Below are 25,294 nucleotides of genomic sequence, written 5' to 3'. Positions count from 1 at the left end.
AGTGAGATCCACGGTGTACGCGATCGTGCGCAGTGGCGGCACCCAGCAGAAGGTCGCCGTCGGCGATGTCATCGAGATCGACAGCCTGACGGACCAGGTCGGCGACACGGTTTCGCTGCCCGCAGTCCTCGTCGTCGATGGCGACACCGTGACGACCGACGCCGCCGCGCTGGCCAATGTGGCTGTGTCGGCCGAGGTTCTGGGCCGCACCAAGGGCCCGAAGATCAACATCCTCAAGTACAAGAACAAGACCGGTTACCGTAAGCGCCAGGGGCACCGTCAGCACTACACCCAGGTCAAGGTCACCGCGATCGACGCTAAGAAGAAGTGAGCTGATCTGAGATGGCACACAAAAAGGGAGCGGCGTCGACCCGTAACGGTCGCGACTCCAACGCGCAGCGGCTCGGCGTGAAGCGGTACGGCGGCCAGCTGGTCAACGCCGGCGAGATCATCGTCCGGCAGCGTGGCACCCACTTCCACCCGGGCAACCTGGTCGGCCGTGGCGGCGACGACACCCTGTTCGCCCTGGCCGAGGGCACGGTGGAGTTCGGCACCCGGCGCGGTCGCCGCGTCGTCAACATCGTCCCGGCCCCGGCGGAGTAACACCGCCACCCGGACGTATTTCAAAGCTCTGAGAAGGGCGGGTCGCGGAATACCGCGCACCCGCCCTTCGGCTATGTAGGACAAGACAAGAACCACCCTCACTCCGCTCGGCGCGGGCGAGGTGAATCCCGACAGGAAGTAGAACCGATGGCGATCCCCAGCTTTGTCGACCGGGTCACGGTGCATGTCACCGCCGGCCGCGGCGGAAACGGCTGCGCCTCGGTGCACCGGGAGAAGTTCAAGCCGCTCGGCGGCCCGGACGGCGGCAACGGCGGTGACGGCGGCAGTGTGATCCTGCGCGTCGACCCCGACGTGACCACCCTGGTCGACTACCACCGGTCCAGTCACCGCACCGCGACGAACGGTGCCCAGGGCAAGGGTGACCACCAGGCCGGCAGCAACGGCGCCGACGTCGTGCTGCCGGTTCCCGACGGCACGGTCGTCAGTACGCCGGACGGCGAAGTCCTCGCCGATCTCGTCGGGACCGGCGCGGAGTTCGTCGCGGCCCGGGGCGGCAAGGGCGGTCTCGGGAACGCGGCGCTGGCCAGCAACAGCCGGAAGGCGCCCGGCTTCGCGCTGCTCGGTGAGGACGGCGAGGAGCGCACCCTCGTCCTCGAGCTCAAGGTGGTCGCCGACATCGGCCTGGTCGGCTTCCCGAGTGCGGGCAAGTCGTCGCTGGTCGCCTCGATCAGCCGCGCCCGCCCGAAGATCGCCGACTACCCGTTCACCACCTTGATCCCGAACCTCGGCGTTGTCGTTGCCGGTGACACCACGTTCACCGTGGCCGACGTACCGGGCCTGATCGAGGGGGCAAGCGAGGGGCGTGGGCTCGGGCACGACTTCCTGCGGCACGTCGAGCGCTGCGCCGCGCTGGTGCACGTGATCGACTGCGCGACGTTCGAGCCGGGCCGCGACCCGCTCAGTGACCTGGACACGATCGAGGCCGAGTTGCGGGCGCACGGCGGGCTCGAGGACCGGCCGCGACTCGTTGCCCTGAACAAGATCGACGTACCGGACGCCCGGGAGATCGCCGCGATGGTGCAGGCCGAGTTGGAGGAGCGCGGGCTGCGGGTGTTCCCGATCTCGACCGCGAGCCACGAGGGCCTGGAGGCGCTGAAGTTCGCGATGGCCGAGCTGGTCGCGCGGCGACGGGCCGAGGCGGAGAAGCCCGACACCACGCGGATCGTGATCCGGCCGCAGGTGCAGGGTGGCCCCGAGTTCAAGGTGAAGAAGCTGCCGGACGACGGCGGCTGGCTGGTGCAGGGTGAGAAGCCCGAGCGCTGGGTGAAGCAGACCGACTTCGCGAACGCGGAGGCAACCGGCTACCTGGCCGACCGGCTGAACCGGCTCGGTGTCGAGGAGGAGCTGCTCAAGCAGGGTGCGATGGCGGGCGACGCGGTCGTGATCGGCGACGGGCCCAACGCGATCGTGTTCGACTTCGCGCCCGAGGTCCAGGCCGGAGCGGAGATCCTGGCCCGGCGCGGTGAGGACCACCGGCTGGAGGAGGTCCGGCCGGCCGCTCAGCGGCGCCGGCTGAAGGACTCCGAGTACCACGCCCAGCGGGCATCGACGGACCGGTCGGAGTACGGTCAGGGCTGGGTCGAGGACGAGGTGGACCTGTCCCCGGCCGAGGCGAAGAGGGCGGCAGAGAAGGCGGAGAAGCTGGCGCGCAAGGAGGCGCGGGAGCTCGAAGCGCAGGATCTCGACCAGAACGGTTGACCCCTGATGAAACATCGCGCGGAGGCCGTGAAGGCCACGCGGATCGTGGTGAAGGTCGGCTCGTCGTCGCTGACCCACCGCGGCAAGATCGACCTGGACCGGCTCCGGCTGCTCGTCGACGCGATCGCGGCGCGACGGGTGGAGGGCACCGAGGTCGTGCTCGTCTCGTCGGGCGCGATCGCGGCCGGACTGGCTCCGATGGGCCTGCGGTCGCGACCGCGTGACCTGGCGACTCAGCAGGCGGCCGCGTCGGTCGGGCAGGGCCTGTTGATGGCCCGCTACAGCGACGCGTTCGCGGCCCACGGCCTGCGGGTCGGCCAGGTGTTGCTGACGGTCGACGACGTGACGCGCCGGAGCCACTACCGCAACGCGTACCGGACGTTCGCGCGGTTGCTCGAGTTGGGCGTCGTACCGATCGTGAACGAGAACGACACGGTCGCCACCACCGAGATCCGGTTCGGTGACAACGACCGGCTGGCGGCGCTGACGAGTCACCTCGTGCACGCGGACCTGTTGCTCCTGCTGTCGGATGTCGACGGCCTGTACGACGGGGATCCGCGCAGACCCGGTACGTCGATGGTCGCCGAGGTCCGTGGACCGAAGGACCTCGAGCCGCTGCGGATCGGCCGGACCGGATCGTCGGGTGTCGGGACCGGCGGGATGCAGACGAAGGTCGAGGCGGCCGCGATCGCCACGGAGGCAGGGATTCCGGTCGTCCTGACGTCGGCCGCCCGCGTCGGCGAAGCTCTGAAGGGCTTGCCGGTCGGCACTCTGTTCCACCCGACCGGCCGTCGTCGCAAGACCCGCCTGCTGTGGCTGGCTCATGCCACCTCGGGTCAAGGGCGGCTGTGCCTGGACGAAGGCGCGGTCCGGGCGGTGACAGAACGCCGTACGTCGCTCCTTCCGGCCGGCATCTCGGCGGTCGAGGGCACCTTCTCGGCCGGTGACCCGGTCGATCTGGTCTCGCCCTCGGGCGTCGTCATCGCCCGCGGCCTGGTCAACTACGACGCCGCCGAGCTGCCCGGCCTGCTCGGCCGCTCGACCCGTGACCTGGCTCGCGAACTGGGTTCGGCGTACGAGCGTGAGGTCGTCCACCGCGACGACCTGGTCCTGCTCTGAAAAGGTTGCCTGGGGCTAGGGTTTGACCGCCAGGACCGGGCATTCGGCCTGGAGCAGGATGGTTTGGGCCTGACTGCCGAGCAGGAGTTTGCCGACCGGCGTGCGGCGGCGGAGGCCGATCACGATCAGTTCGGCGTTGAGTTCGTGCGCCAGCTTGAGGATCTGTTCGCCGGCGTCCTTGCTCTCGACGACCTGAGTGAGCTCGTGCTCGACACCGGCATCGGCGAGCCGGTGCTCGACCGACTCCCACTCGGACCCGGAGGCGAACCTCCTGTCGACCAGGGACTCGCCGCGGCTGGAGTTCACCACCACCAGCCGCTGCCTGCGCAGCTTGGCCTCCTCGATCGCACCCTCCAGCGCCGCGGCGCCCTCGGGGGTCGGGACGTAACCGACGATGATCGCCACGATCAGTCTCCTGTCTGCTGTGAGTGCTGGGGTACCGATGCGGTGTCGCCGTCCCTGGGTCCGCGGCCGGCCCTCAGTTTGCCCACGATCGGCGGTACGACGAGGAGCAGCACGATGACGACGTACACGGTCTTGGAGAACCAGGTGTTGTAGAGACCGCTGACCGCGCCGTCGCTGATCTGCAGGGCACGCCGCATCTGCTCCTCGGCGGTCGGGCCGAGGATGATGCCGATGATCGCCGGCACCACCGGCAGACCGTAGCGGCGCATCCCGAAGCCGAGCGCCCCCAGGACGAGCAGCAGCCACAGGTCGAAGGTGGACAGGTTCGCGGCGTACGCGCCGATGCTGGCGAAGAACAGGATGCCGGCGTACAGGTACGGCCGGGGGATCCGCAGCAGCTTGGCCCACATCGGGGCGAGCGGCAGGTTCAGCGCGAGCAGGATGACGTTGCCGATGAACAGGCTGGCCACCAGACCCCAGACCAGCTCGGGCTGGGTCTGGAGCAACCGCGGCCCGGGCTGGATGCCGTACCCCTGGAAGGCGCCGAGCATCACCGCGGCGGTCGCGGTGGTCGGGATCCCCAACGTGAGCAGGGGAACCAGACCACCCGCGGCCGACGCGTTGTTCGTCGCCTCGGGACCGGCGACGCCCTCGATCGCACCCTTGCCGAACTCCTCGGGGTGCTTGCTCAGCTTCTTCTCGGTGACGTACGACAGGAACGTCGGGATCTCGGCGCCACCGGCCGGGACCGCACCGAACGGGAACCCGATCGCGGTGCCGCGCAGCCAGGGCTTCCAGGACCGGCGCCAGTCGTCCCGGCCCATCCGGGCGGCGCCGACCGGGATGATCTCGGCCGGCGTACGGCGCAGGTGCGCCGCGATCCACAAGGCTTCGCCGACGGCGAACAGGCCGACCGCGACCACGACGACATCGATGCCGTCGGCAAGTTCCGGGATGCCCAGCGTGAGTCGTTGCTGACCCGAGGTCGGGTCGATCCCGATCAGGCCGATCAGCAGCCCGATCGCGAGCGCCGCCAGGCCGCGGACCTTCGACGAGCCGAGGACGGTGGTGACGGCGATGAACGCCAGCACCATCACCGCGAAGTAATCCGGAGCACCCATCTTGATGGCCAGCTTGACCACCGCGGGCGCCAGCAGAGCCAGGCAGAGGGTGCCGATCGTGCCGGCCACGAACGACCCGATCGCCGCGGTGGCGAGGGCCGCGGCCGCCCGGCCTCTGCGGGCCATCTTGTTGCCCTCGATCGCGGTGACCACCGACGCGCTCTCACCAGGTGTGTTGAGCAGGATCGACGTGGTCGAACCGCCGTACATGCCGCCGTAGTAGATGCCGGCGAACATGATGAAGGCCTGGGTCGGCTCCAGCGAGTACGTCAGCGGCAGCAGCAGCGCGATCGTCATCGCCGGACCGATGCCGGGCAGTACGCCGATCGCCGTACCGAGCAGGACGCCGACGAAGGCGTACAGCAGGTTGGTCGGATGGGCCGCGGTGGCGAATCCGTTCAGCAGTTCGGTGAACGCGTCCATCAGAGGATCCCCTTGAGGATGCCGACCGGCAGGGCGATGCCCAGCGCGAGGTTGAACAGGTACCAGGTGCCGACCGACAGGACGATCGAGATGATCGCGTTGCGGATCAGGTGCCGGCTGCCGAGCGCGTAGGTGGTGCCGAAGAACAGCACCGCTCCCGACACCGGCCAGCCGAGCCGCTCGATCAGCATGATGTTGGCCAGGAAGGCCGCGGTGAGCAGGCCGAGCGTCTTCCAGTCACTGCCGTGCCCCAGATCAACGTCCTCGCCGGCTTCCTGCTCGCCCCGTCCGCCGCGCAGGACGTCGATCGCGAGCAGTACGGCGGTCAGGATCAGCAGCGCCCCGACGGTCAGCGGGATCGTCTTCGCGTCGACCGGCCCGCGAGCCTGGAGATCGGGGAGCCGCAGTGCGTCGACCACGGCCCAGCCGCCGAGGACCAGGAGCAGGAGGGCCACTCCGAGCTCGGAGCGGCCCTGCGTGGTGCTCGTGGACGGGGTGCTCATCGGGCCACGAGACCCAGTTCCCGCAGCACGCCTGCGACCCGGTCGTTCTCCGCGGTGAGGAACGACTTGAACTCGTCACCGGTCTGGAACGCATCGGTCCAGCCCTGGTCGGCCAGCGTCTGCTTCCACTGCGGGGAGTCGTGCATCTTGGTCAGCAGGTCGATGAACTGCTGCTTCTTCGCGTCGGGCAGCTCCGGCGGCGCGACGATGCCACGCCAGTTGGAGAAGACCAGATCGATGCCGAGACTCTTCAGCGTCGGCGCGTCGACGCCTTCCACCGGCTTCTCGGTGGTCACCGCCAGGATCTTCACGTCACCGGTCTTGGCCTGCTCGGCCACCTCGCCGATCCCGGTCGCGGCGAAGGCCACCTTCTTGCCCAGGACCGCGGTCAGCAGCTCACCGCCACCGTCGTACGGCACGTAGTTGACGCTCTTCGGCTCCAGGCCGACAGCCTTCGCCAGCAGCATCGGGGTCAGGTGGTCCGGACCGCCCTGGTTCGACGCGCCGCCGACCGGCACCTTGCCCGGGTCGGCCTTCCAGGCCTGAACCAGCTGGTCGAGGCTCGTGTACGGCGATCCCTTCGGTACGACGATCGCCTCGGCCTCCTCGATCAGCTTGGCGATCGGGACGGTGTCCTGCAGGGTGGCCTTCGACTTGTTGGTGTAGACGGCCCCGACGACACCGAGTCCCATCTGCATCAGGATGTCTTCCTTGCCCTTCTCGTTCACCAGCCGCTGCAGGCCGACCGTGCCGCCGGCGCCCGCGGTGTTGAACACCTCGACGGTGTCGGTGAGCTTCGCGTCCTGCATCGCCTTGGCGGCGGCCCGCGCGGTGGTGTCGTAGCCGCTGCCGGGGGAGTTCGGCACGAGGATGCGCAGGCCCTTCACAGGGCCGCTGTCGGTCCCGCCGGCGACGTTGTCGTCGGCGCTGACGCCGCAACCGGTGGCCGCGGCGGTGAGCGCCAGGACGGCGGTGATGGCGGTGAACCAGGTCCGTGCTTTCACGGCGGTCTCCTTGGTTTGCGGTGGTCCGGTAGCCGTCAGCGTGCCGCCGTCTCGGCCAGGGTGTCACCGTTGTGAACGCAATGTGCGTTGTGTTCATTGTGCTCACGCCAGAGATGGCGCGATCCGGCCCCGCCGAGCACAATCGAGCCGTGATCCCGAGGTGGCGAGCGCTCCCGGGCCGGCGTCGTTGGACGCTGGCCGGCCGGATGCTGGCCATGCAGCTGCTGATCGTGCTGGTCGTCCTGATCGGTGTCGCCGCGGCCTCGGTGGCCCAGTCCAACGCCCGCTTCCGTGAGACCGAGGGCCGACGTGCCCTCGCCATCGCCGACTACCTGGCCGTGACGTCCGGCGTACGGGGCGCGGCTGCGACGAACGGGACCGGCTACCTCGGCCAGGCGCAGTCCCAGGTGGACTCCGTCCGGACGTACTCCGGTTCGACCTACGTCATGGTCGCGCTGCGCGACGGGCGCGTCATCGCCTCCACCGATCCGTTGCCGAAGAATTCTGTCGTGCGGGTCCAGGCGACCGACGCGTTCCTCGGCCGCGGCTGGGTGGGTCAGGACGAGGCGACCGGTGCCGCGCTCGCGATGGCTCCGATCCTCAACCAGTTCACGGGGCGGACCGACGGTGTGGTGGCGGTCGGCCGGCAGTATCCCTCCCTGCTGGACAACCTGCGTGAGGCAGTACCCAATCTGCTCACCTATTTGGGCATCGCCAGCCTCCTCGGCGTCCTGGGGTCTTTGCTCCTGGCAAGGACCGTGAAGCGCCAGACCCTCGGCCTCGAGCCGCGCGAGATCACCGGCCTGGTGGAGCAGCGGGAGGCCCTGCTGCACGGCATCAAGGAGGGCGTGCTCGCGGTCGACCTGCAGCGGCGGATCACCATGGTGAACGACCAGGCCGCCCATCTGCTGGGCATCCCGCTGGCCTCGGCCGGGCAGACGCTGGGGGAGGTGGACGACACCGGCCGCCTGCTGGAGATCTTCGACGACCCGCAGCCGGTCACCGACCGGATCCTGCCGCTGCACGGTCGCGTGCTCACGCTGAGCCGGATGCCGGTCCGCAGCCACGGCCGCCAGATCGGCTGGGTGGCGACCGTCCGCGATCGGACCGAGTTGCTCGAACTGCAGCGTGAACTCGACCTGACCCGCAACACCACCGACACGCTGCGCGCCCAGGCGCACGAGTTCAGCAACCGGATGCACATCGTCAGCGGGCTCGTCGAGCTGGGCGAGTACGACGAAGTCCTGCGCTATATCCAGCAGATCGCCGCCGACCAGACCGAGCTGACCGCGGGCGTCACGGCCCGGGTCGCCGATCCGGCCGTGGCGGCACTGCTGATCGCGAAGTCGTCGCAGGCCGTCGAGCGCGGGGTCACCTTCGTGATCGAGCCGAGCAGCCTGCTGCCGCGCCTGGACGAGCGGCTAGCGACCGATGTCTCGACCGTGCTCGGCAACCTGGTCGACAACGCGCTCGAGGCCGCGGCCGGGGCGCCCGATCCGTTCGTGTCCGTGGAGGTGCTCGAGCGGGAAGGCGCCGTACGGATCCAGGTCCGGGACTCCGGGCCGGGCGTCGACAGCGCCATGCAGCATCGCGTGTTCGCGCACGGGTTCAGCACGAAGAACAGTGAGAACGGCGAGCACGGGATCGGGCTTGCGCTGGTCCGGGTGATCTGCCGCAAGCGCGGTGGTGACGTGACCGTGCACAACGACGCGGGGGCCGTGTTCGTGGCGACCCTGCCGATGCTTGCGCCGGTGGTGCGGACATGATCCGGGTGCTGGTCGTCGACGACGACTTCATGGTCGCGCGGTTGCACTCGAGCGTGGTGTCGAGGCAGCCCGGATTCGAGGTGATCGGTGCCGCGCGCAACGGTGCGGAGGCGCTGGCCGCCGTCCGTTCGCTGCGGCCGGATCTGGTCCTGCTCGACATCCACCTGCCGGACATGAGCGGTCTGGAGGTGCTGCGGCGGTTCCGGGACTCGGCCGCCGACTACCCGGTCGACGTCATCGTCATCAGCGCGGCGCGTGACCTCGACAGTCTGCGTACGGCGTTGCGTGGCGGAGTGTTCCAGTACCTGGTGAAACCGTTCGAGATCGAGTCGTTGCGCAGCAAACTGGTGGAGTACGCCGAGCACCGGGCGGAGCTCCAGCGGCTGACCGATATCGACCAGGCCGAGGTGGACCGCGTGTTCCGCGCGCAGGGCAGTCGAGGGCCGTCCGCTCCCAAGGGGATCAGCCCGGAGACGACGGATCTCGTGGTCAAGGCGCTGGCCGATGCTCCGGAGGACGGGATGTCCGCGAGTGACTGCGCGGCGGTGACCGGCTTGTCCCGTAGCAGCACGCGCCGCTACCTCGAACACCTGGTCACCATCGGCCGCGCGGAGATGCGTCCCAGGTACGGCGTCGCCGGCCGCCCCGAACGCCGCTACCGCCTGCTCAGGCGGTAGGCAGCCGCTCACCGATCGCGGTGAGGGCGGTGTCGCGGGCGGTGAGGACGTGGGCCTCGGCCAGGCGGCGGGCCCGGTCGGTGTCGCGGTTGACCAACGCGTCCAGGATCCCGCGGTGCTCCTCCAGCGCGGCGGTCCGGCGCAGCTGCGACTGGTTCGTGAAGGCCCGGTACCGCGCCATCTGGCCGTCGACCTGCTGGTGCAGCCGGGCCGCCCAGCCGTGCGCCGCGATCGCGGCGATCTCGAGATGGAAGTCGTGACCGGCGTTCATCGCATCCTCGGCGAACTCGACCAGCCGCTCGTTCCGCGCCACCAACCGGGTCAGGGCCTCGGCCGCCTCGTCGGTCATCCGCTCGGCCGCCTCCGCCGCCATCAACCCCTCCAGAGCCGCCCGGACCGTGTACAGCTCGTCGATCTCCTGCGCCGACAGCGACCGAACGACCATTCCACCAGTCGGCAGCTGATCCACCAGGTCCTCGGCCAGCAGAAGGCGAAGGGCCTCTCGCAACGGGGTCCGGCTCACCTGGAACTGCTGGGAGAGCTCGGGCTCGAACAGCCGTCGGCCCGGCGGCAGCTCGAGCGACAGGATCTGCCGCTTCAGCTCCGCGTACACGACCTGGCCGCCGGAGGCGCGTCGCAGTTTGTCCGTCATCTGGTCTCTCCTTTGCACACTTGTATACAAGTATGCTTCCGTACGTGTCGTCATCGTAACCGCCAGATCGGAGCAGCGGATGGCATCTGCTCAGCGGACCCGCCCGGAGGCCCTGCTGGCGTTCACCGAGGCAGTGTTGCGCGCGGAAGGCGTGCCCGGGCCCGACGCGCACCTCCTGGCCGACACTCTCGTGACGGCCGAGCTCTGGGGTCACGCGTCGCACGGCATGCTCCGGCTTCCCTGGTACGTCGCCCGTCTCCGCAGCGGCGCCATGGAACGCGTCACCCGGGTCGAGCGCGCCCGGGACAGCGGCGCGCTGGTCGTCCTCGACGGCGGCAACGGCATCGGACAGGTCATCGCCGACCACGCGGTCGGGCTCGGAGTCGAGCGGGCGCGCGAGTACGGCGTGAGCGCGGTCGGCGTCCGGAACTCGGGCCACTTCGGCACGGCGGCGTACTTCACCCGCAAGGCCGCCGGCCAAGGGTGTGTCGCCTTCCTCTGCACGAATGCGAGCCCGGCGATGGCGCCCTGGGGCGGCCGGCACAAAAGCATCGGCACGAATCCGTGGTCGATCGCGGCGCCGGCCGGGCGGCACGGGACCGTGGTGATGGACCTGGCCAACACGGCCGTTGCCCGCGGCAAGGTCTACCTCGCGGCGGAGCGCGGGACCGAGATCCCCGAGGGCTGGGCGGCCGATGCCGACGGCAACCCGACCACTGATCCACGCCGCGCGATCGAGGGCCTGATCCTGCCGATGGCGGGGCCCAAGGGCTACGTGATCTCGTTCATGTTCGACGTACTGGCCGGCGTGCTGACCGGAAGCGCCTTCGGCAGCGAGGTGGCCGGGCCGTATCAACCGGACGCGCCCAGTGGATTGGGTCATCTGTTGCTCACCATCGACGTGGCCGCCATGGCCGATCCCGCGTCGTACGCCGAACGGGTCGAAGCACTGGTCGACGCCACCCGGTCGGCCGAGACCGCGCCCTGGGCGGACCGGATCCTCGTCCCGGGCGAACTGGAGGACCAGAACCTTGCCGAGCACACCGTCACCGGGATCACCTTGACCGCCACCACCTGGGCGAGCCTGGTCACGCTCGGCGCCGAGACCCAGGTCGACCTGCCACCCACGGAGGAACTCGCCGCATGATCAGCCTCACCGTCTCCCTCCAGGTGGTGCCTGGACATCTCGACGAGTTCGTCGCGGCGATCCGGACCAACGCCGAGCGGTCGTTCACCGACGAGCCGGGTTGCCTGTACTTCGACGTCGGCCAGGACCAGGCCGACGACCACCACTTCATGCTCTACGAGGTGTACGCCGACGAGGCCGCCGTCGAGGCGCATCGCGCGGCCCCGCACTTCAAGGTGTGGCGCGAAGCCGTCGCCGAGCACGTCGTACCCGGCAGCCAGGTCAACACCCTGTCCCGCCGCCTCATCCACCACTCCTCCGAGGACAACCGATGAATCTGCTGATCCGTCCCGGCGAGATCGAGCCCTTCGACCGCGGCAACGGCGTCGTCACCCTGCCGTACGTCGGCCGCTGGAACTCCGAGATCAACCGCATCACCACCGGCCAGACCGTCTTCGCCCCCGGCACCGGACTTCCCCTGCACAGCCACAACGTGGAGGAGTCGGTGCTGATCCTCGAAGGTGATGCCGTCGCAGAAATCGACGGCGAGCGATTCGACCTGGTCGCGGGCGACGCGACCTGGGTCCCGGCCGGCGTACCGCACCGGTTCCTCAACCGCGGCAGTACGCCGATGCGGATCTACTGGGTGTACGGCGGACGCGACGTGACCCGGACCATGACCGAGACCGGCGAGACGTTCGAGCACCTGTCGGAGAACGACCGCGGCGGGCTGAGCACCCGATGATCACCACGATCAACCCCGCCGACGGGACGCCGCTGGCGACGTACGACGCGATGACACCGGCGCAGGTCGAGCAGGTTGTCGTACTGGCTGCGCGGGCTGCGGCCGGGTGGGGATCGGTCCCGGTCGGTGCGCGGCTGGAGGCGCTGACCCACCTGGCGTCCGAGCTCCGGGCGTCGGCTAACGTGCTGGCCGCGTTGATCACCGCAGAGATGGGCAAGCCGATCCGCGAGGCGGAGGGCGAAATCGAGAAGTCCGCCGTCACCGCCGAGTACTACGCGGCGAACGCGGACGCGATCCTCGCCGACGAGCAGGTCGTCGTCGACGGTGCGAAGGCCTGGGTCTCGTACGAGCCGATCGGGCTGGTGCTCGCGGTGATGCCGTGGAACTTCCCGGTCTGGCAGGTGCTGCGGTTCGCCGTACCGACGCTTGCCGCTGGCAACGGAGTGCTGCTGAAGCACTCGCCGAACGTGACCGGGTCCGCGCTGGCGATCGAGCGGCTGTTCCGGGCCGCCGGCTTCCCCGAGCACCTGGTCCGCACGCTGGTCGTCGAGGAGCCGGACGTGCCGGCGACGATCGAGCGGTTGATCGCCGACGACCGGATCGCTGCCGTCACGTTGACCGGCAGCAATCGAGCCGGCGCCGCCGTCGGTGCGGCAGCCGGGCGGGTGTCGAAGAAGTCGGTGCTCGAGCTGGGTGGCTCGGACGCATTCGTCGTACTCGCTGATGCGGATGTCGAGGTGGCAGCCGCGGCAGCGGTCCGGGCCCGGTTCACGAACTCGGGTCAGAGTTGTGTGTGCGCGAAGCGCTTCATCGTCGAGGCGGCGGTGGCGGACGAGTTCGTCGACCGGTTCGTCGTCGGGGTCAAGGGTCTGGCGGTCGGCGACCCGGCCGATCGGGAAGTCGCGGTCGGTCCGCTGGCCCGGGACGACCTGCGAGCCGCGTTGCAGCGGCAGGTGGACGAGTCGGTCGCTGCCGGTGCCTCGCTGGTGACGGGCGGCGGACGAATCGAGGGGCCCGGGTACTTCTTCGAGCCGACGGTGCTGACCGGGACCGCGCCGGGGATGCCGGCGTTCGACGAGGAGACGTTCGGTCCGGTCGCCGCGGTGGCGGTGGCGCGAGACGCCTATCATGCGGCCGAGTTGGCCGATGCGACGCAGTACGGGCTGGGGTTGAGCATCTGGACCGGCGATCCCGGCCGAGGCGTGGAGCTCGCTCGGCGGGTCACGTCCGGGGCGGTCTTCGTCAACGCCGTCGTGGCCTCCGATCCCCGGCTGCCGTTCGGCGGGACGAAGCGGAGCGGGTACGGGCGTGAACTCGCTGCTGCCGGCCTCCGCGAGTTCACCAACACCCGGACCTACTGGGTGGCCTGAGACGGTTGGGCCGGCCGGTGGGGGAGCGCCCTACGATGGGAGGGTGAGCGAGATCATCGAGCTGGCCCGCCGGGCGCGTGAGGCGTCGTACGCGTTGGCGGAGGCCTCCCGGGCGACCAAGGACGCGGCGCTGCAGTCGATGGCGGCGGCGCTGCGGGCGAAGACGGACACGATCGTCGCGGCCAACGCCAAGGACGTGGCGACCGCGCGGGAAGCCGGTACGCCGGAATCCACCGTCGACCGCCTGGCGCTGAACCCGGCCCGCGTCGACGCGATGGCTGTCGGTCTCGAGCAGCTCGCCGGACTCACCGATCCCGTCGGTGAGGTCGTCCGCGGCTACACGCTGCCGAACGGGCTCGAGCTTCGCCAGGTCCGCGTGCCGTTCGGCGTGGTCGGCATCATCTACGAGGCGCGCCCGAACGTGACCGCCGACGCGGCCGGCATCTGCCTCAAGTCCGGCAACGCGGTGTTGCTGCGCGGCTCGTCCTCGGCCGCCGCGTCCAACGAGGCGATCGTCGCCGTACTGCGGGACGCCGTCTCCGAAGCTGGTCTGCCGGCTGACGTGATCCAGGGTGTGCCGACCGACCGGGCCGCGGTGAAGGAGTTGATGCAGGCCCGCGGGCTGGTCGACGTACTGATCCCGCGCGGAGGTGCCGGGCTGATCCAGACCGTGGTCAGCGAGTCCACCGTGCCGGTGATCGAGACCGGTGTCGGCAACTGCCACGTGTACGTCGACGAGGACGCGGATCTCGATCTCGCGGTGAAGATCCTGCTCAACGCCAAGACTCAACGCCCGAGTGTGTGCAACGCGGCCGAGTCCGTGCTGGTGCACTCGTCGGTGGCCTCCGCCTTCCTCGAGAAGGCGCTGCCGGCGCTGGCCGAGGCGGGCGTGACGGTCCACGGCGATACGGCGGTGGTTGCTGCTGGCAAGGACGTCGTCGCGGCGACCGAGGAGGACTTCGGCAAGGAGTACAACTCGCTCGACCTGGCGGCGGCCGTGGTCGACTCGCTGGACACGGCCGTGCAGCACATCCGCCGGTACGGCTCCGGCCACACCGACGCGATCATCACGCGCTCGCAGGCCGCGGCCCGCCGGTTCGTGGCCGCGGTCGACTCGGCGGCGGTCGTGGTGAATGCCAGCACCCGGTTCACCGACGGCGGCGAGTTCGGCTTCGGCGCCGAGATCGGCATCTCCACCCAGAAGCTGCACGCCCGCGGCCCGATGGGCCTGCCGGAGATGACGTCGACCAAGTACGTCGTCACCGGCGAGGGTCAGATCAGGACCTGAGCAGACTCCGTTCGGACGACGGCCGGCTCGGCGGACAGCGTCGCCAGAGCCGCCACGTACTCCGCATCCGGCTCCAGATCGATCAGCCGGACCGACCCGTCGTTCTGGGTCCGTTCGACCACCCTCGGCGGTTGATCGGGTCGGCTGACGATCACCGTCCGCAGCTCCGCCCGGATTCCCTCGCCGGTCGCCTTCACGACCGCCTCCTTCCGGGTCCAGTACGTCGTGAACGCGCGGACCCTTTCGCCGGCGTCGTACCCGGCCAGCGCGGCGATCTCCACATCGGCGAGGCTGACCTGCGCCAGCCCGTCGACGTCGATGCCCGGGTCGACCTTCTCCACGTCGAGCCCGACGGGGCGGTCGCTGATGGCGACGCCGACCAGGTCACCGGAATGCGTCACCGACAGCTCGGCGCCGTCGACGCGCACCTTGCCGTGCGGCTGTCCGCAGTCGGGGCAGGTCCGATCCAGCCTGATGCTTGCTGGAGGCAATGAGAGACGGTGCGACAGCGCCCGCCGTACGATCGTGCACCCCAGCAGGAATCGTGCCCGGTCCTCGGCGCGCAGGTACGCGGCGTACCGTCGCCGCTCGATCGGATCGAGGTCGTCGGTGAAATCCTCGCGTACCTGCCCGATCCGGCCCCACCACACCTCGACCTCGGTCATGCCGCCCCTACTGCCGTCCTGAGCGACCAGTCGACGGCGTCCGAGATGTCGGTCACCGGGTACTTGACCGCGTGGACGACGCGATCCGGTCCGACGACCAGTACGACGCGCTTCAGCCGTTCGTACCCGCCGGCGCGGAAGGTCGGCAGGCGGAGCGCTGCGGCGAGCTCGAGGTCCAGGTCGGACAGCAGCGTGTGTGGTAGCTCCTCGGAAGTTGCGAACGTCCGCTGTTCGTCCGGGCCCTGCGTGCTCACCCCGCGTACGGCGATCTGCTCTGCGGCGAAGTCGTCGTACCGCGCCGCGAAGAGGCGGTTCTCCAACGTGCAGCCGCTGGCGCCGGCGATCTCGCTCCAGCCGTCCGGCAACGGAGTCGGCCGCCCGGTCGCCGGATAGCCGAACAGCACGGTCGCCTGTGCGTCCGGGTCCAGTACGTCGACCGTCGTACCGGCTGTGGACGGCAGCGCGATCTCCGGGATCCGGTGGCCTGTCAGTTGGTGGATCCGGTGGGCCGGCGGTTCGTCGTCGCTGTTGGTGCCGGTGAGTGAGCCGTCGCCGAGGAGCCAGCGGTCGCCCCAGTCCTGGAGCGCCACAAGGACGGGAAGCAGGGCGCGGCCGCGCGGAGTGAGGCGGTAGGCGTAGCGGGTCGGACGGTCCTGGTACGCCGACCGCTCGACGATCCCGCTGTCGAGCAGACCGGTCAGCCGCTCGGTCAGGACCTTGCGGGAGATGTGCAGCGACTCGGCCAGTTGGTCGAAGCGGTCGAGACCCCGGGCCAGGTCGCGGACGATCAGCAGCTCCCAGCCGTCGCCGATCACGCCGAGGGACTGTGCGATCGCGCAATCCGGCTCGGGCTCGAAGCTGCTCCGCCGCACGCCGACCCCCGTTCCAGTTGCCGCCAGGCTAGCTTTCCGACTAAGTTCCCGTTAGGAACTCACTATAGCTGGGGGCTTCATGTATTGGCGCCGGATCGCGGAACTGCCCGGGTGGCTCAAAGCGGTGATGGCCGGCCAATTGGTCAGTTCGGCGGGAGCGCTGGCATGGATCTACCTGACGCTCTACCTGGTCGAGGACCGCGGGATGTCGGCGCAGCAGGCCGGCTTCGCGGCGGCGGCGTACGGGGTCGGGTTGCTGGGCGGGAACCTGGGCGGCGGCTGGTTCGGCGACCGGTTCGGCCTGCGATCTGCCGCTGTGGCCAGTCAGGTCTTGTGGGCGGTCAGTTGCACCGCGATGCCGTTCGTGCCCACCGCGGCCCTGGCCGTTGTCGCTGGGCTTGCCGGGCTCTTCGGGGGAGCGAGCCGGCCCAATCTGAGTGCGCTGGTCGCGACCGCGCTCCCGGACGAGCGTCGGCGTGAGGGGATCGCGCTCTCCCGTACGGCGAGCAACGCGGGGTTCACCATCGGGCCCCCGCTCGGCGGCCTGCTGGCGGCGTACGACTTCTCGCTGGTCTTCGTACTCGACGCGGTGTCGAGCCTGGTGCTGGCCGCGATCGTCTGGCGGTTCGTGCCCGCCGGGCGCCGTACGGCCGTGTCCTCGTCGTCGGGCGTCTGGCGTGCGCTGCTGCGGGACCGGGCGGTGTTGGTGCTGCTGGCAACGATCGTGGTGGTGGACACGGTCTATCGGCAGGTGTTCGCGACGATGCCGTTGCTGCTGCGGGACGCCGGTTCCCCTGCGGTCGCGTACGGCGTACTGATCGGACTGAGCTCGGTGGTGATCGTGTGCTGTGAGGCGCCGCTCGCCGTACGGCTGCGTGGTCACCGGCCCCTGCGGGTGATCGCGGTGGGATTTGCGCTGGTGGGGACGGGGTTGGCGGCTCTCGGGATCTGGCCGGCGCTCGGTGGGGCGGCGGTGGCGATCGTGGGGATCACGGCGGGGGAGATGCTCTACAAGCCGACGGCCACCGCTCACGTGGCGGACGCGGCGCCCGAGGGGATGGTCGGTCGCTACTCGAGCCTGTACGCCGCCGCGTCGATCAGTGGGATGTTCCTCGCGCCTGCTCTCGGCGGGGCGGCGTACGAGCATGCGCCCGGTCTGCTCTTCCCGGCTGCGGCCGCGCTGGCTCTCGCTGCAGGCGCCGTACTAGTCCTGGTCGGGGAGAGGCGCCGGGCGGCCCTCCCAGCGGGTCGAGAGGACGACCGTCGTACGGGTGCGGACCACGCCGTCGACGCGACGCAGTGAGCCGACCACCGCTTCGAGCTGGGTGACGTCGGGCACGCGGACCTTCACGACCAGCTCCTGGTCGCCGGCCACGAACCAGCAGTCCTCGACCGCGGCGATCTCGCGCACCCGCTCGACGATGTCGTCGGTCTCGACGTCGTCACGCTGGAACAAGCCGATCAGCGCGCTGGTGCCGAGCCCGACCTTGTCCGGGGCGACGACGGCGCGGTAGCCGAGGAGTACGCCGCGCTCCTCGAGTCGACGGACCCGCTCCTGGACGCTCGGGCCGGACAGCCCGACCACGCGGCCGAGCTCGGCCCAGCTGGACCGGCCGTTCGCCCGGAGTACCTCGATCAACTGGCGGTCGATTGCGTCCATCGGCGTCAACCTTCCCGTCGTGCCACAGATTCTTAGGTCAGTGGCGCAGTTTACCTTCAATTCGTTTGTAAGTGCCAGGCTTGCGGCGTAGAATGTCGGTGTCCGGGTCGTCCGTCCCGGCACCGTCGTACTTACCCAGTGAAGGAATCATGATCACCCCCGACGTCGCCCGTGCCCATATCGACGAGTTGCACCGGGTCGCCGCGAAGTACCACCGCGTCGCCGCCGCACCGTCCGTCTGGCGCCGGCTGCTGACCCGCTACATCCGCCACAGCTGACCCGATCCGCGCGACCGGTGAGCCCACCTGGGCGCCCGGTCGCGCTCGCGGGTGCCGGCACGAGATAGGCTTCGGGTCATGCAAACGCACCTCCTGCCGCTGCTCGCGGCCGTCGAAGAGGCCGGTTCCGAGGCCGGGCACATCTCGCCGTGGTGGTACGGCGGGTTCTCGCTGTTCGTTCTCGTGGTGCTGCTCGCCATCACGGTCATCATGGGCAAGGGCCGGCCGCACAGCTGAGCGGCTTGACGAAGGGCTGACGTGGCTTCAGTGGAGCGGGTACGGCGCCTCGGGGTGATGGGCGGCACGTTCGACCCGATCCACCACGGGCACCTGGTCGCGGCCAGCGAGGTGCAGTCGTACTTCGACCTGGACGAGGTGATCTTCGTCCCGACCGGCCACCCGTGGCAGAAGTCGGAGCGGAAGGTCTCGCCGGCCGAGGACCGCTACCTGATGACGGTCATCGCGACCGCGTCGAACCCCAGGTTCTCGGTCAGCCGGGTCGACATCGACCGGCCCGGACCGACGTACACGATCGACACCCTGCGCGACCTGTCCAAGCTGTACCCGGACGCCGAGCTGTTCTTCATCACCGGCGCCGACGCGCTCGCCCAGATCCTCACCTGGCGCGACGTGGACGAGATGTTCAAACTCGCCCAGTTCGTCGGCTGCACCCGGCCCGGAACCGAAAGCCTCGAACTGCCGCTGGACCAGCTGCCGATGGACCGGATCACCCTGCTCGAGGTGCCCGCGCTGGCGATCTCGTCGACCGAGTGCCGCGAACGCGTCGCCAAGGGGAACCCGACCTGGTACCTCGTCCCGGACGGCATCGTCCAGTACATCGCCAAGCGTGAGCTCTACACCAACCGTTAGAAGGAACCACATGCCAGCCAGCGAACGTGCCATCGAGCTGCTCACCGCGGCGGCCGAAGCGGCCCACGACAAGAAGGCCGAGAACGTTCTCGCGTTCGACGTGTCCGAGCAGCTCGCCATCACCGACGCCTTCCTGGTCGCGTCCGCCTCCAACGACCGCCAGGTCCGCGCCATCGTCGACGCGATCGAGGAGAAGCTCCGGGTCGACTTCGACGCCAAACCGGTCCGCCGCGAAGGCGCCCGCGAAGGCCGCTGGGTGCTGCTCGACTACCTCGAGATCGTCATCCACGTGCAGCACAACGAGGAGCGCAGCTTCTACTCCCTCGAACGGCTCTGGCGCGACTGCCCGACGATCGCCCTGCCGTCACCCGTCCCGGGTTCCGCCGCCGAATGACCGCCGGACGGCTGATCGTCTGGCGGCACGGCCGGACCGAATGGAACCTGCAGGACAAGATCCAGGGCCAGGCCGACATCCCCCTCGACTCCGTCGGCGTCGGACAGGCCCGGGCCGCCGCGGCCCGGCTCGCCGCCCTGGCGCCGACCCGCCTGTTCTCCAGCGACCTCCAGCGCGCCGCCGCCACCGCCGGCGAACTCGCCGCGCTCACCGGCCTCAAGGTCGAGTACGACGAAGCCCTCCGCGAGATCGACGTCGACGACTGGGCCGGCATGACCAGGGCCGAACTCGCCGCCATCCACCCCGAGGCCGCCGCCCGCATCCGCGCCGGCGAACCCCAGCGCCGCGGCACCGCCGGCGAAACCGTCGAAGAGGTCGCCGCCCGCTTCTCCGAGGCCCTCGGCCGGATCGCGTCCCAAGGCACCTCCGAAGACACCGTCGTCGTCGCCACCCACGGCCTCGCCGCCCGCGTCGGCATCTGCCTCTTCCTCGGCATCCCCCAAGCCCACTGGTCCGCCTTCGGCGGCCTCGCCAACTGCAACTGGGTCTCCCTCCTCCCCAGCCGCCACAACCGCTGGCGCATCGAAGAATGGAACGCCGGCTCCCTCCCCGAACCAGTAATGAGCGACGACCCCCAACGCTGACAAACCACACCACTCCGCGGCGCCTGTACTTGGCGCTGAAAGAACACCGCTCCACGGCGGCCGCCTTTCTGGCGCCCCCGCCGCACCCACGAACCGCAGTCCGGCCCACCGTGCCCGGCGGAATCACGGAGGCGGCGCCTGGCCGCCCAGCGCTGAAAGGACACCGCTTAGCGGCGGCAGTTCCATTGGCTCCTCCGGCAGTGCCGTGGGCTGGAGTCCGGCGTACTGTTCCTGCGGATGTACTGGGCAACAATCACTAACGGCCAGAGAATGCATCTTCACCGGCGCCTGCTCTTCCGCGCTGTCCTACTCCCGCCCGGCGGCCCCTCGCGGCGTACGTGCTGGCATCGCCCTGGCGTAGGTGTGGACCGACAGACAGTGACCGAAGGCGAGACGAGGGCCTCGCGCGAGTGCTCTACGATGCGTTCGACGGCTCCCACGGAGAGGCTCTAATCCGATTTTTCTTTGGAGCCACTCATCCGCTAAACTTCCGGAGTCGCAAGACACCGCGGGGCTTTGGCGCAGTTGGTAGCGCGCTTCCATGGCATGGAAGAGGTCAGGGGTTCGAATCCCCTAAGCTCCACCGCAGGTCAGAGGCCGGTTCCCGTCTGGGAGACCGGCCTCTTGCATGACCCGGGAGACAAAACGGGAGGCTAAGTCTCCGTGAGCTGCAGATCCGGGAAGATCTCGTCCATCTTCTTCGCCCCGGTTCGGAGGACCGGCCGCAGCTCGTGCCGGTAGACCTTCTCGGTGACAACCGTGCTGACGTGCCCTGCCAGCGCGGCGACGTCCTCGATCGGCACTCCCTGGCTTGACAGCAGGGACACGAAGCTGTGTCGCAGCTCTCGGGGCGTCCACCCCTCAACCGCCAGCCCGGCCGCCTTCGCCACCTTCCGGAATGCCCGCTGAACCTTGGCCGCGTCGAGCTGCGTACCGACCTCCCATGCGAACACGAGGTTGTTCCTGCCAGCGCTTCCCAGCCGGCTAGCGCCGTACGTCCTGCCGCTCTTTGTGGTCCCGCAGCGCGTGCACGCATCAGCGGACGGCGACACGAAGACAAGGAAGTCGCGCCGCACGTTGGAGCTGCCGGACCGCCAAGGGATGCGCGGCGACGCACGGATCTACTGGCATGCGCGTGTGGTCTGCGATATTCAGGGGTGTGCGACACGGGTATACGAACCGCACGGACCGGATCAAGACCGGCGTGCGCAAGACATACGAAGGTCCTGACGCCCCGAAGCGGGAGCGGGCTGAGTACGTGGCTTTGACCGGACTGGCTGGCAGGATGCCTGTCCCGGCCGTACTGGAGTGGAGTGGCGACGGCCTTGTCATCCAGTACGTCGAGGGCGCACATGGCCAGGACTTGATCGAGGCTGGGCAGGGGTCAGAGGTGTTGTCTTCGTGCGGGGCCTTGCTACGGCGGCTTCACGACCTAGACCCGGCGCTCGTGGGCTCGTCTCACTCCGCCGGAGTTATCTGCCACGGCGATTTCGGTCCGAACAACGCTCTGTTCGACCCCGCGAGTCACGAGGTCACGGCGCTGATCGACTGGGAGTTCTGCGGGGTTGGTGACGGGATCGTCGACATCGCGTGGTGTGAGTGGATCGTGCGCATGCACCACCCAGCCGCGGTCGAGCACCTGCCGGCATTCTTCGAGGCCTACGGTGAGCGGCCTCCTTGGCCGATCAGACGCCAGTCCATGCTGGACCGCTGCCGCTGGCTGGAGGAGTTCTGTCGCCGAGCGAACGCCGGCGACGGCGTACGCCTCTGGCAAGACCGCGCCCGCACAACCGCCGAATGGACCGAGTGAACAGAACACGATCCGCGCTTCGGCTGCCGCAGATCAGTTGGCGGACGAGTGCGCGCATCAGTCGACGAGGACAGACTGGCTACCTCTACCGCCTGACATGTGCAGGTCGGAGCCCGTCTCCCAGTTGGGAGAGGGCCTCTGGTCTCTGACTGGGAGGCCGCGGCTCGCGAGCTGGTCGCTCACCCTGTCGCTCAACTCGAGGGATCGAGCGGCTGCCGCCGCGCCGGGCCACCGGCTCGGCCAATCGCAGCCGCAACGGCGTGACCAGGCCGCTAGCGGGACCGGCCACTGACGGCCGATAGGCCACATGCGAGAAGGACGGCATCCCTCTCCGGAGGTGTGCCAGGGGGCGGTACGCGAAGACCTCCTGCAGACAGACTAGATCGATGCCGCCGGAGTCGAGCTCGTCCGCAATCGCGTCGAATCGCTCGGCGATGCGGGTGCCCCTCAGGGGAAGCCCACGGGTGTTGAAGGTGGCGACGGTCAGCCGCGTGGTCATGGTGCGGCAAGTCGTACACATCGACGATGTCTGTGATCGGGCCAAATGCCAGCTATCTCTTGCAGCCTCACTTGAGCTAGGCGGTACGCGAGTTCGTTGTCGAGCTTGCCAGCGGAGTCGCATGCTCATGGTTGCCTATAGCAATCAGTGGTCGTGCTTCCGGCGTCAAACAGATCCGGTGGGCCGGTCGCGGTGGGCCGATAATCCGGTAGCGTCGGATGGATTGCCTGTGGGTTGCGGACAGATGTTGCACACCCGATCGGTCCACCGGTGATGTCTTGTGTCAAGAACTTCGCGCGGGCGCCGTATGTCGCACGGGAGATGCGTGTGTGCTATCCCAGTTGGTCTCGGCGGTGGGTTAGGTAGGCGGTTTCGGCGGTGTTGCCGGCTAGGTGGATGGCTTTGTTGTAGGCCGCGCGTGCCTGTTGGGTGTGGCCGAGGCGGCGGAGGAGGTCGGCGCGGGTGGCGTGGTAGGCGTGGTAGTCGGCGAGTTGGTCGTGGAGGCGGTCGATGGTTGCTAGGGCTACGTCTGGGCCGTCGAGTTCGGCGATGGCGATGGCGCGGTTGAGGGCGACGATCGGGGTGGGGTCGATGCGGATGAGTTGGTTGTAGAGGGCGAGGATTTGGGTCCAGTCGGTGTCGCGGACGTCGCGGGCGGAGGTGTGGACGGCGTTGATGGCGGCGAGGATTTGGTAGCGGCCCGGAGCCGCGCCGGCGGCGGCAGCGGCGAGGCGTTCGCGGACGAGCTGGTGGCCTTCGGCGATCAGTGCGGTGTCCCAGGCGGCGCGGTCTTGTTGGTCGAGGGGGACCAGTTCGCCGCCGGCCGAGATCCGGGCGGGGCGGCGGGCCTCGGTGAGGAGCATCAGCGCGAGTAGCCCGGTGACCTCGCCGTCGTGGGGCAGGAGGGTTCGGATCAGGCGGGTGAGGCGGATCGCCTCGGTGGTCAGGTCGTGGCGGACGGGGTCGGTGTCGGGGCCAGTGGCCAGGTAGCCCTCGTTGAAGACGAGGAACAGCACGGCCAGTACGCCGGAGACGCGTTCGGGCAGATCCTCTGCGGACGGGACCCGGTACGGGATGCGGGCGGCCTTGATCTTGGCCTTGGCGCGGGTGATCCGCTGTCCCATGGCGGTCTCGGCCACCAAGAAGGCGCGGGCGATCTCGGGCACGGTCAGGCCGCCGACCATGCGCAGCGTCAGCGCCACCCGGGTGTCCATGGCCAGCGCGGGGTGGCAGCAGGTGAAGATCAGCCGCAGCCGCGGGTCGTCGACGGCGCCGAGCGGCTCGGGCGGGTCGTCGTACACCATCTGGGCCTGCCTGTGTTTGTCGTCGCGCTTGTTGTCGCGCCGGATCCGGTCGATGGCCTTGCGGTGGGCGGTGGTGGTCAGCCAGCCGCCGGGGTTGGCCGGTACGCCGTCGACCGGCCACCGCTCCACGGCGACCGCGAACGCCTCGGCCGCCGCCTCCTCGGCGACGTCGAGGTCACCGAAACGCCTCGTGAGGGTGGCGAGCACCCGGGCCCATTCCTCACGGTGCACCCGGGCGATCGCCTCCCCGACGCCACTCACAGGAACGGCCGCACCTCGATCTTCCGATCGCAGACCTTCGACGCCTCGGCGGCGAGCTTGAGCGCCACATCGAGGTCAGGGGCCTCCCACACCCAGACGCCGGCAAGGTACTCCTTCGACTCCACGAACGGCCCGTCGGTGAACACCGCCTGCTCGCCCCGGTTGTCGATGACCGTGGCCGCGGTGGTGTCTGCGAGGCCGCCGGCGAAAACCCAGTAGCCCTCGGCGATCAGCCGTTCGTTGAACGCGCTGATGGCCGGCTGCCTGTCCGTGCTGCCGGGATTGCTCTTGTCATCGATCACGGAAACCAGATACCGCATCTGAAGATCATCTCCTGTGGTGTCAAGACAGTGTGGTTCGGTGGTCAGCTACTTCAGTCCGCTGCGTACTGCGGGCGCCCGGCCGGCTAGACCTGGATCGTCGATGGCGCCCCTTGTCGGTGGTCTCACCCCTGCTACGAACACCACCGCTCCGATCCGACACCGCGTCCCGGACTTCTGAGGAACTTTCCGGGACGCCGGAGTGCTTGCAACCTCCTTCCGTCAGGTCCTACGGTCTCGACAAGCGATTGCAAACCACAAGCGGCAGGGGGCTCGGTGCTGAGGCAGGTCGCAGAGGGTGTGCTGATCCACCAGAGCGAGTTACTCCAGAACAAAGCCGTGGTCGTGCAGGGCCGGGCCGGCGTGTTGCTCATCGACCCCGGGATACAAGGCGGCGAAATGGCCTGCCTCGCGAACGACCTTCGCGAACTGGGCCAGTCCGTGGTGACAGGCTTCTCGACGCATCCTGATTGGGATCACGTGCTCTGGCACCCCGAGCTCGGCGACGCGCCCCGTTACGGTACAGCCCGCTGTGCGGCCTTCATGCGAGAGCTGCTGTCGGACGCGGACTGGAAGGCCCGCGTTGCCGAGGGGTTACCGCCGGAAATCGCCGACGACATACCGCTGGACCTGTTCGGCCTCATTACCGGTCTGCCTGCAGAAACTGCACAGATTCCCTGGGACGGCCCTGAAGTCCGGATCATCGAGCATCCGGCGCATGCCCAGGGCCATGCGGCGCTGTTGATCGAGGAGCGCGGCGTTCTCGTCGCCGGCGACATGCTTTCCGACATCCTGATGCCCTTCCCGGACCTGGACGCCGCGAATCCGATCGACGACTACCTCGTGGGGCTGCGGCTGCTCGAGGGCGTGGCGGACGGCGTTGATGTCCTCATCCCCGGTCACGGGTCCGTCGGCGGCGCTGACGACGTACGCGCACGGATCGAACAGGATCGCGCGTATGTGCAGGCCTTGCGTGACGGCGATGCTCCCGATGACCCTCGCATCGGCCCATCGGCCACGTTCGGCAAGGATTGGCTGCCCGGCGTGTATGAATGGCAACGACAGCAGCTCGCCCGAAGAAGCGAGCGCGACGGAACGCCCGGCTAGACGATCTTCGCCCCTCTGGCCGTCCGACCGGCGAGACTCGGCTCGGCTACTGTCGGCGTCGATGGAGTTCGGTCCGGGCAAGCTGGAAA

The 25,294-nt window shown here is 69.2% G+C and carries 30 protein-coding genes and 1 tRNA gene; 20 read left to right on the top strand and 11 right to left on the bottom strand.

Annotated features, from left to right (window positions below):
* Nucleotides 1–13: 13 nt before the first annotated feature.
* The 4 genes from rplU to proB all read left to right on the top strand — a co-directional run bounded on the left by rplU (nt 14) and on the right by proB (nt 3,441).
* Nucleotides 14–331, top strand: a complete 318-nt coding sequence (rplU, locus tag ACYVOK_RS22180) for a 50S ribosomal protein L21 (RefSeq protein ID WP_460664401.1) — start codon at nt 14–16, stop codon at nt 329–331.
* Nucleotides 332–342: 11 nt separating this feature from the next.
* Entirely contained in the window at nt 343–603 is a 261-nt protein-coding gene (rpmA, locus tag ACYVOK_RS22175; RefSeq protein ID WP_132152713.1) for a 50S ribosomal protein L27, read from the top strand.
* A gap of 147 nt (nt 604–750) precedes the next feature.
* On the top strand, nt 751–2,322 hold the full coding sequence (gene obgE / locus ACYVOK_RS22170) for a GTPase ObgE (protein ID WP_460664400.1): 1,572 nt from the start codon (nt 751–753) through the stop codon (nt 2,320–2,322).
* 6 nt (nt 2,323–2,328) lie between these two features.
* Nucleotides 2,329–3,441 carry a glutamate 5-kinase gene (gene proB / locus ACYVOK_RS22165; protein ID WP_460664399.1) on the top strand — a complete coding sequence of 371 codons (1,113 nt, stop codon included), beginning with the start codon at nt 2,329–2,331 and terminating at the stop codon, nt 3,439–3,441.
* A 15-nt stretch (nt 3,442–3,456) separates the two neighbouring features.
* Here proB and ACYVOK_RS22160 read toward each other — a convergent pair whose 3' ends face one another.
* The 4 genes from ACYVOK_RS22160 to ACYVOK_RS22145 are packed head-to-tail and all read right to left on the bottom strand — an operon-like array spanning nt 3,457 to nt 6,897.
* The gene (locus tag ACYVOK_RS22160; RefSeq protein ID WP_460664525.1) at nt 3,457–3,849 is read right to left on the bottom strand and encodes a universal stress protein; all 393 of its coding nucleotides are present in this window, start codon (nt 3,847–3,849) and stop codon (nt 3,457–3,459) included.
* Nucleotides 3,849–5,390: a tripartite tricarboxylate transporter permease gene (locus tag ACYVOK_RS22155; RefSeq protein WP_460664398.1), complete on the bottom strand. Its 1,542-nt coding sequence runs from the start codon at nt 5,388–5,390 to the stop codon at nt 3,849–3,851. The genes ACYVOK_RS22160 and ACYVOK_RS22155 overlap by 1 nt, the downstream gene beginning before the upstream one ends.
* Nucleotides 5,390–5,893, bottom strand: a complete 504-nt coding sequence (locus ACYVOK_RS22150) for a tripartite tricarboxylate transporter TctB family protein (RefSeq protein WP_460664397.1) — start codon at nt 5,891–5,893, stop codon at nt 5,390–5,392. The genes ACYVOK_RS22155 and ACYVOK_RS22150 overlap by 1 nt, the downstream gene beginning before the upstream one ends.
* Nucleotides 5,890–6,897 (bottom strand): Bug family tripartite tricarboxylate transporter substrate binding protein, encoded by a 1,008-nt coding sequence (locus ACYVOK_RS22145; RefSeq protein WP_460664396.1) that lies wholly within the window; start codon nt 6,895–6,897, stop codon nt 5,890–5,892. The genes ACYVOK_RS22150 and ACYVOK_RS22145 overlap by 4 nt, the downstream gene beginning before the upstream one ends.
* A gap of 149 nt (nt 6,898–7,046) precedes the next feature.
* Here ACYVOK_RS22145 and ACYVOK_RS22140 point away from each other — a divergent pair, with 149 nt between their 5' ends.
* Both ACYVOK_RS22140 and ACYVOK_RS22135 read left to right on the top strand, forming a co-directional pair.
* On the top strand, nt 7,047–8,663 hold the full coding sequence (locus tag ACYVOK_RS22140; RefSeq protein WP_460664395.1) for a sensor histidine kinase: 1,617 nt from the start codon (nt 7,047–7,049) through the stop codon (nt 8,661–8,663).
* Nucleotides 8,660–9,340 carry a response regulator gene (locus tag ACYVOK_RS22135; RefSeq protein ID WP_460664394.1) on the top strand — a complete coding sequence of 227 codons (681 nt, stop codon included), beginning with the start codon at nt 8,660–8,662 and terminating at the stop codon, nt 9,338–9,340. Before ACYVOK_RS22140 ends, ACYVOK_RS22135 begins: the two co-directional genes overlap by 4 nt.
* Here ACYVOK_RS22135 and ACYVOK_RS22130 read toward each other — a convergent pair.
* A complete protein-coding gene (locus ACYVOK_RS22130; protein ID WP_460664393.1) occupies nt 9,330–9,992 on the bottom strand; it encodes a GntR family transcriptional regulator in 663 nt (220 codons plus the stop codon). The genes ACYVOK_RS22135 and ACYVOK_RS22130 overlap by 11 nt on opposite strands.
* A gap of 79 nt (nt 9,993–10,071) precedes the next feature.
* Here ACYVOK_RS22130 and ACYVOK_RS22125 point away from each other — a divergent pair, with 79 nt between their 5' ends.
* The 5 genes from ACYVOK_RS22125 to ACYVOK_RS22105 are packed head-to-tail and all read left to right on the top strand — an operon-like array spanning nt 10,072 to nt 14,521.
* Nucleotides 10,072–11,139 (top strand): Ldh family oxidoreductase, encoded by a 1,068-nt coding sequence (locus ACYVOK_RS22125; protein ID WP_460664392.1) that lies wholly within the window; start codon nt 10,072–10,074, stop codon nt 11,137–11,139.
* Nucleotides 11,136–11,453: a putative quinol monooxygenase gene (locus ACYVOK_RS22120; RefSeq protein WP_460664391.1), complete on the top strand. Its 318-nt coding sequence runs from the start codon at nt 11,136–11,138 to the stop codon at nt 11,451–11,453. The genes ACYVOK_RS22125 and ACYVOK_RS22120 overlap by 4 nt, the downstream gene beginning before the upstream one ends.
* Nucleotides 11,450–11,863 (top strand): cupin domain-containing protein, encoded by a 414-nt coding sequence (locus tag ACYVOK_RS22115; RefSeq protein ID WP_460664390.1) that lies wholly within the window; start codon nt 11,450–11,452, stop codon nt 11,861–11,863. Before ACYVOK_RS22120 ends, ACYVOK_RS22115 begins: the two co-directional genes overlap by 4 nt.
* Nucleotides 11,860–13,233, top strand: coding sequence for an aldehyde dehydrogenase family protein (locus tag ACYVOK_RS22110; RefSeq protein ID WP_460664389.1), 1,374 nt, complete (start codon nt 11,860–11,862; stop codon nt 13,231–13,233). Before ACYVOK_RS22115 ends, ACYVOK_RS22110 begins: the two co-directional genes overlap by 4 nt.
* Before the next feature lie 43 nt (nt 13,234–13,276).
* The gene (locus tag ACYVOK_RS22105; RefSeq protein WP_460664388.1) at nt 13,277–14,521 is read left to right on the top strand and encodes a glutamate-5-semialdehyde dehydrogenase; all 1,245 of its coding nucleotides are present in this window, start codon (nt 13,277–13,279) and stop codon (nt 14,519–14,521) included.
* Here ACYVOK_RS22105 and ACYVOK_RS22100 read toward each other — a convergent pair.
* Both ACYVOK_RS22100 and ACYVOK_RS22095 read right to left on the bottom strand, forming a co-directional pair.
* Nucleotides 14,506–15,186: a 4'-phosphopantetheinyl transferase family protein gene (locus ACYVOK_RS22100; protein WP_460664387.1), complete on the bottom strand. Its 681-nt coding sequence runs from the start codon at nt 15,184–15,186 to the stop codon at nt 14,506–14,508. The two genes, ACYVOK_RS22105 and ACYVOK_RS22100, sit on opposite strands and share 16 nt — an antisense overlap.
* A complete protein-coding gene (locus ACYVOK_RS22095; RefSeq protein WP_460664386.1) occupies nt 15,183–16,058 on the bottom strand; it encodes a winged helix-turn-helix transcriptional regulator in 876 nt (291 codons plus the stop codon). The genes ACYVOK_RS22100 and ACYVOK_RS22095 overlap by 4 nt, the downstream gene beginning before the upstream one ends.
* 79 nt (nt 16,059–16,137) lie before the next feature.
* Here ACYVOK_RS22095 and ACYVOK_RS22090 point away from each other — a divergent pair, with 79 nt between their 5' ends.
* Entirely contained in the window at nt 16,138–17,361 is a 1,224-nt protein-coding gene (locus tag ACYVOK_RS22090) for an MFS transporter (protein WP_460664385.1), read from the top strand.
* Here ACYVOK_RS22090 and ACYVOK_RS22085 read toward each other — a convergent pair.
* Entirely contained in the window at nt 17,263–17,718 is a 456-nt protein-coding gene (locus ACYVOK_RS22085; RefSeq protein WP_460664384.1) for an Lrp/AsnC family transcriptional regulator, read from the bottom strand. The genes ACYVOK_RS22090 and ACYVOK_RS22085 overlap by 99 nt on opposite strands.
* A gap of 149 nt (nt 17,719–17,867) precedes the next feature.
* Between ACYVOK_RS22085 and ACYVOK_RS22080 the strand changes: the two genes are divergently transcribed.
* The 6 genes from ACYVOK_RS22080 to ACYVOK_RS22055 all read left to right on the top strand — a co-directional run bounded on the left by ACYVOK_RS22080 (nt 17,868) and on the right by ACYVOK_RS22055 (nt 20,487).
* Nucleotides 17,868–17,996 carry a hypothetical protein gene (locus ACYVOK_RS22080; protein ID WP_460664383.1) on the top strand — a complete coding sequence of 43 codons (129 nt, stop codon included), beginning with the start codon at nt 17,868–17,870 and terminating at the stop codon, nt 17,994–17,996.
* 78 nt (nt 17,997–18,074) lie between these two features.
* Entirely contained in the window at nt 18,075–18,233 is a 159-nt protein-coding gene (locus ACYVOK_RS22075; protein ID WP_460664382.1) for a hypothetical protein, read from the top strand.
* A 21-nt stretch (nt 18,234–18,254) separates the two neighbouring features.
* On the top strand, nt 18,255–18,866 hold the full coding sequence (gene nadD, locus ACYVOK_RS22070; RefSeq protein ID WP_460664381.1) for a nicotinate-nucleotide adenylyltransferase: 612 nt from the start codon (nt 18,255–18,257) through the stop codon (nt 18,864–18,866).
* 10 nt (nt 18,867–18,876) lie between these two features.
* On the top strand, nt 18,877–19,260 hold the full coding sequence (rsfS, locus tag ACYVOK_RS22065; RefSeq protein ID WP_460664380.1) for a ribosome silencing factor: 384 nt from the start codon (nt 18,877–18,879) through the stop codon (nt 19,258–19,260).
* On the top strand, nt 19,257–19,904 hold the full coding sequence (locus ACYVOK_RS22060; protein WP_460664379.1) for a histidine phosphatase family protein: 648 nt from the start codon (nt 19,257–19,259) through the stop codon (nt 19,902–19,904). Before rsfS ends, ACYVOK_RS22060 begins: the two co-directional genes overlap by 4 nt.
* 510 nt (nt 19,905–20,414) lie before the next feature.
* A tRNA-Ala gene (locus ACYVOK_RS22055) sits at nt 20,415–20,487 on the top strand.
* A gap of 70 nt (nt 20,488–20,557) precedes the next feature.
* Here the strand turns inward: ACYVOK_RS22055 and ACYVOK_RS22050 are convergent.
* Nucleotides 20,558–20,956 carry a tyrosine-type recombinase/integrase gene (locus tag ACYVOK_RS22050; RefSeq protein ID WP_460664524.1) on the bottom strand — a complete coding sequence of 133 codons (399 nt, stop codon included), beginning with the start codon at nt 20,954–20,956 and terminating at the stop codon, nt 20,558–20,560.
* 77 nt (nt 20,957–21,033) lie between these two features.
* Here ACYVOK_RS22050 and ACYVOK_RS22045 point away from each other — a divergent pair, with 77 nt between their 5' ends.
* Nucleotides 21,034–21,714: a phosphotransferase family protein gene (locus tag ACYVOK_RS22045; RefSeq protein ID WP_460664378.1), complete on the top strand. Its 681-nt coding sequence runs from the start codon at nt 21,034–21,036 to the stop codon at nt 21,712–21,714.
* Between the two features lie 831 nt (nt 21,715–22,545).
* Here ACYVOK_RS22045 and ACYVOK_RS22040 read toward each other — a convergent pair.
* On the bottom strand, nt 22,546–23,778 hold the full coding sequence (locus tag ACYVOK_RS22040; RefSeq protein WP_460664377.1) for an RNA polymerase sigma factor: 1,233 nt from the start codon (nt 23,776–23,778) through the stop codon (nt 22,546–22,548).
* A complete protein-coding gene (locus ACYVOK_RS22035) occupies nt 23,775–24,098 on the bottom strand; it encodes a YciI family protein (RefSeq protein WP_460664376.1) in 324 nt (107 codons plus the stop codon). The genes ACYVOK_RS22040 and ACYVOK_RS22035 overlap by 4 nt, the downstream gene beginning before the upstream one ends.
* A 276-nt stretch (nt 24,099–24,374) precedes the next feature.
* Between ACYVOK_RS22035 and ACYVOK_RS22030 the strand changes: the two genes are divergently transcribed.
* Complete coding sequence (locus ACYVOK_RS22030; protein ID WP_460664375.1) at nt 24,375–25,205, top strand: MBL fold metallo-hydrolase; 831 nt, start codon at nt 24,375–24,377, stop codon at nt 25,203–25,205.
* The last annotated feature ends 89 nt before the right edge of the window (nt 25,206–25,294 follow it).

This window comes from Kribbella swartbergensis (assembly GCF_054784135.1).
This window is presented reverse-complemented; position numbering and strand designations above follow the sequence as displayed.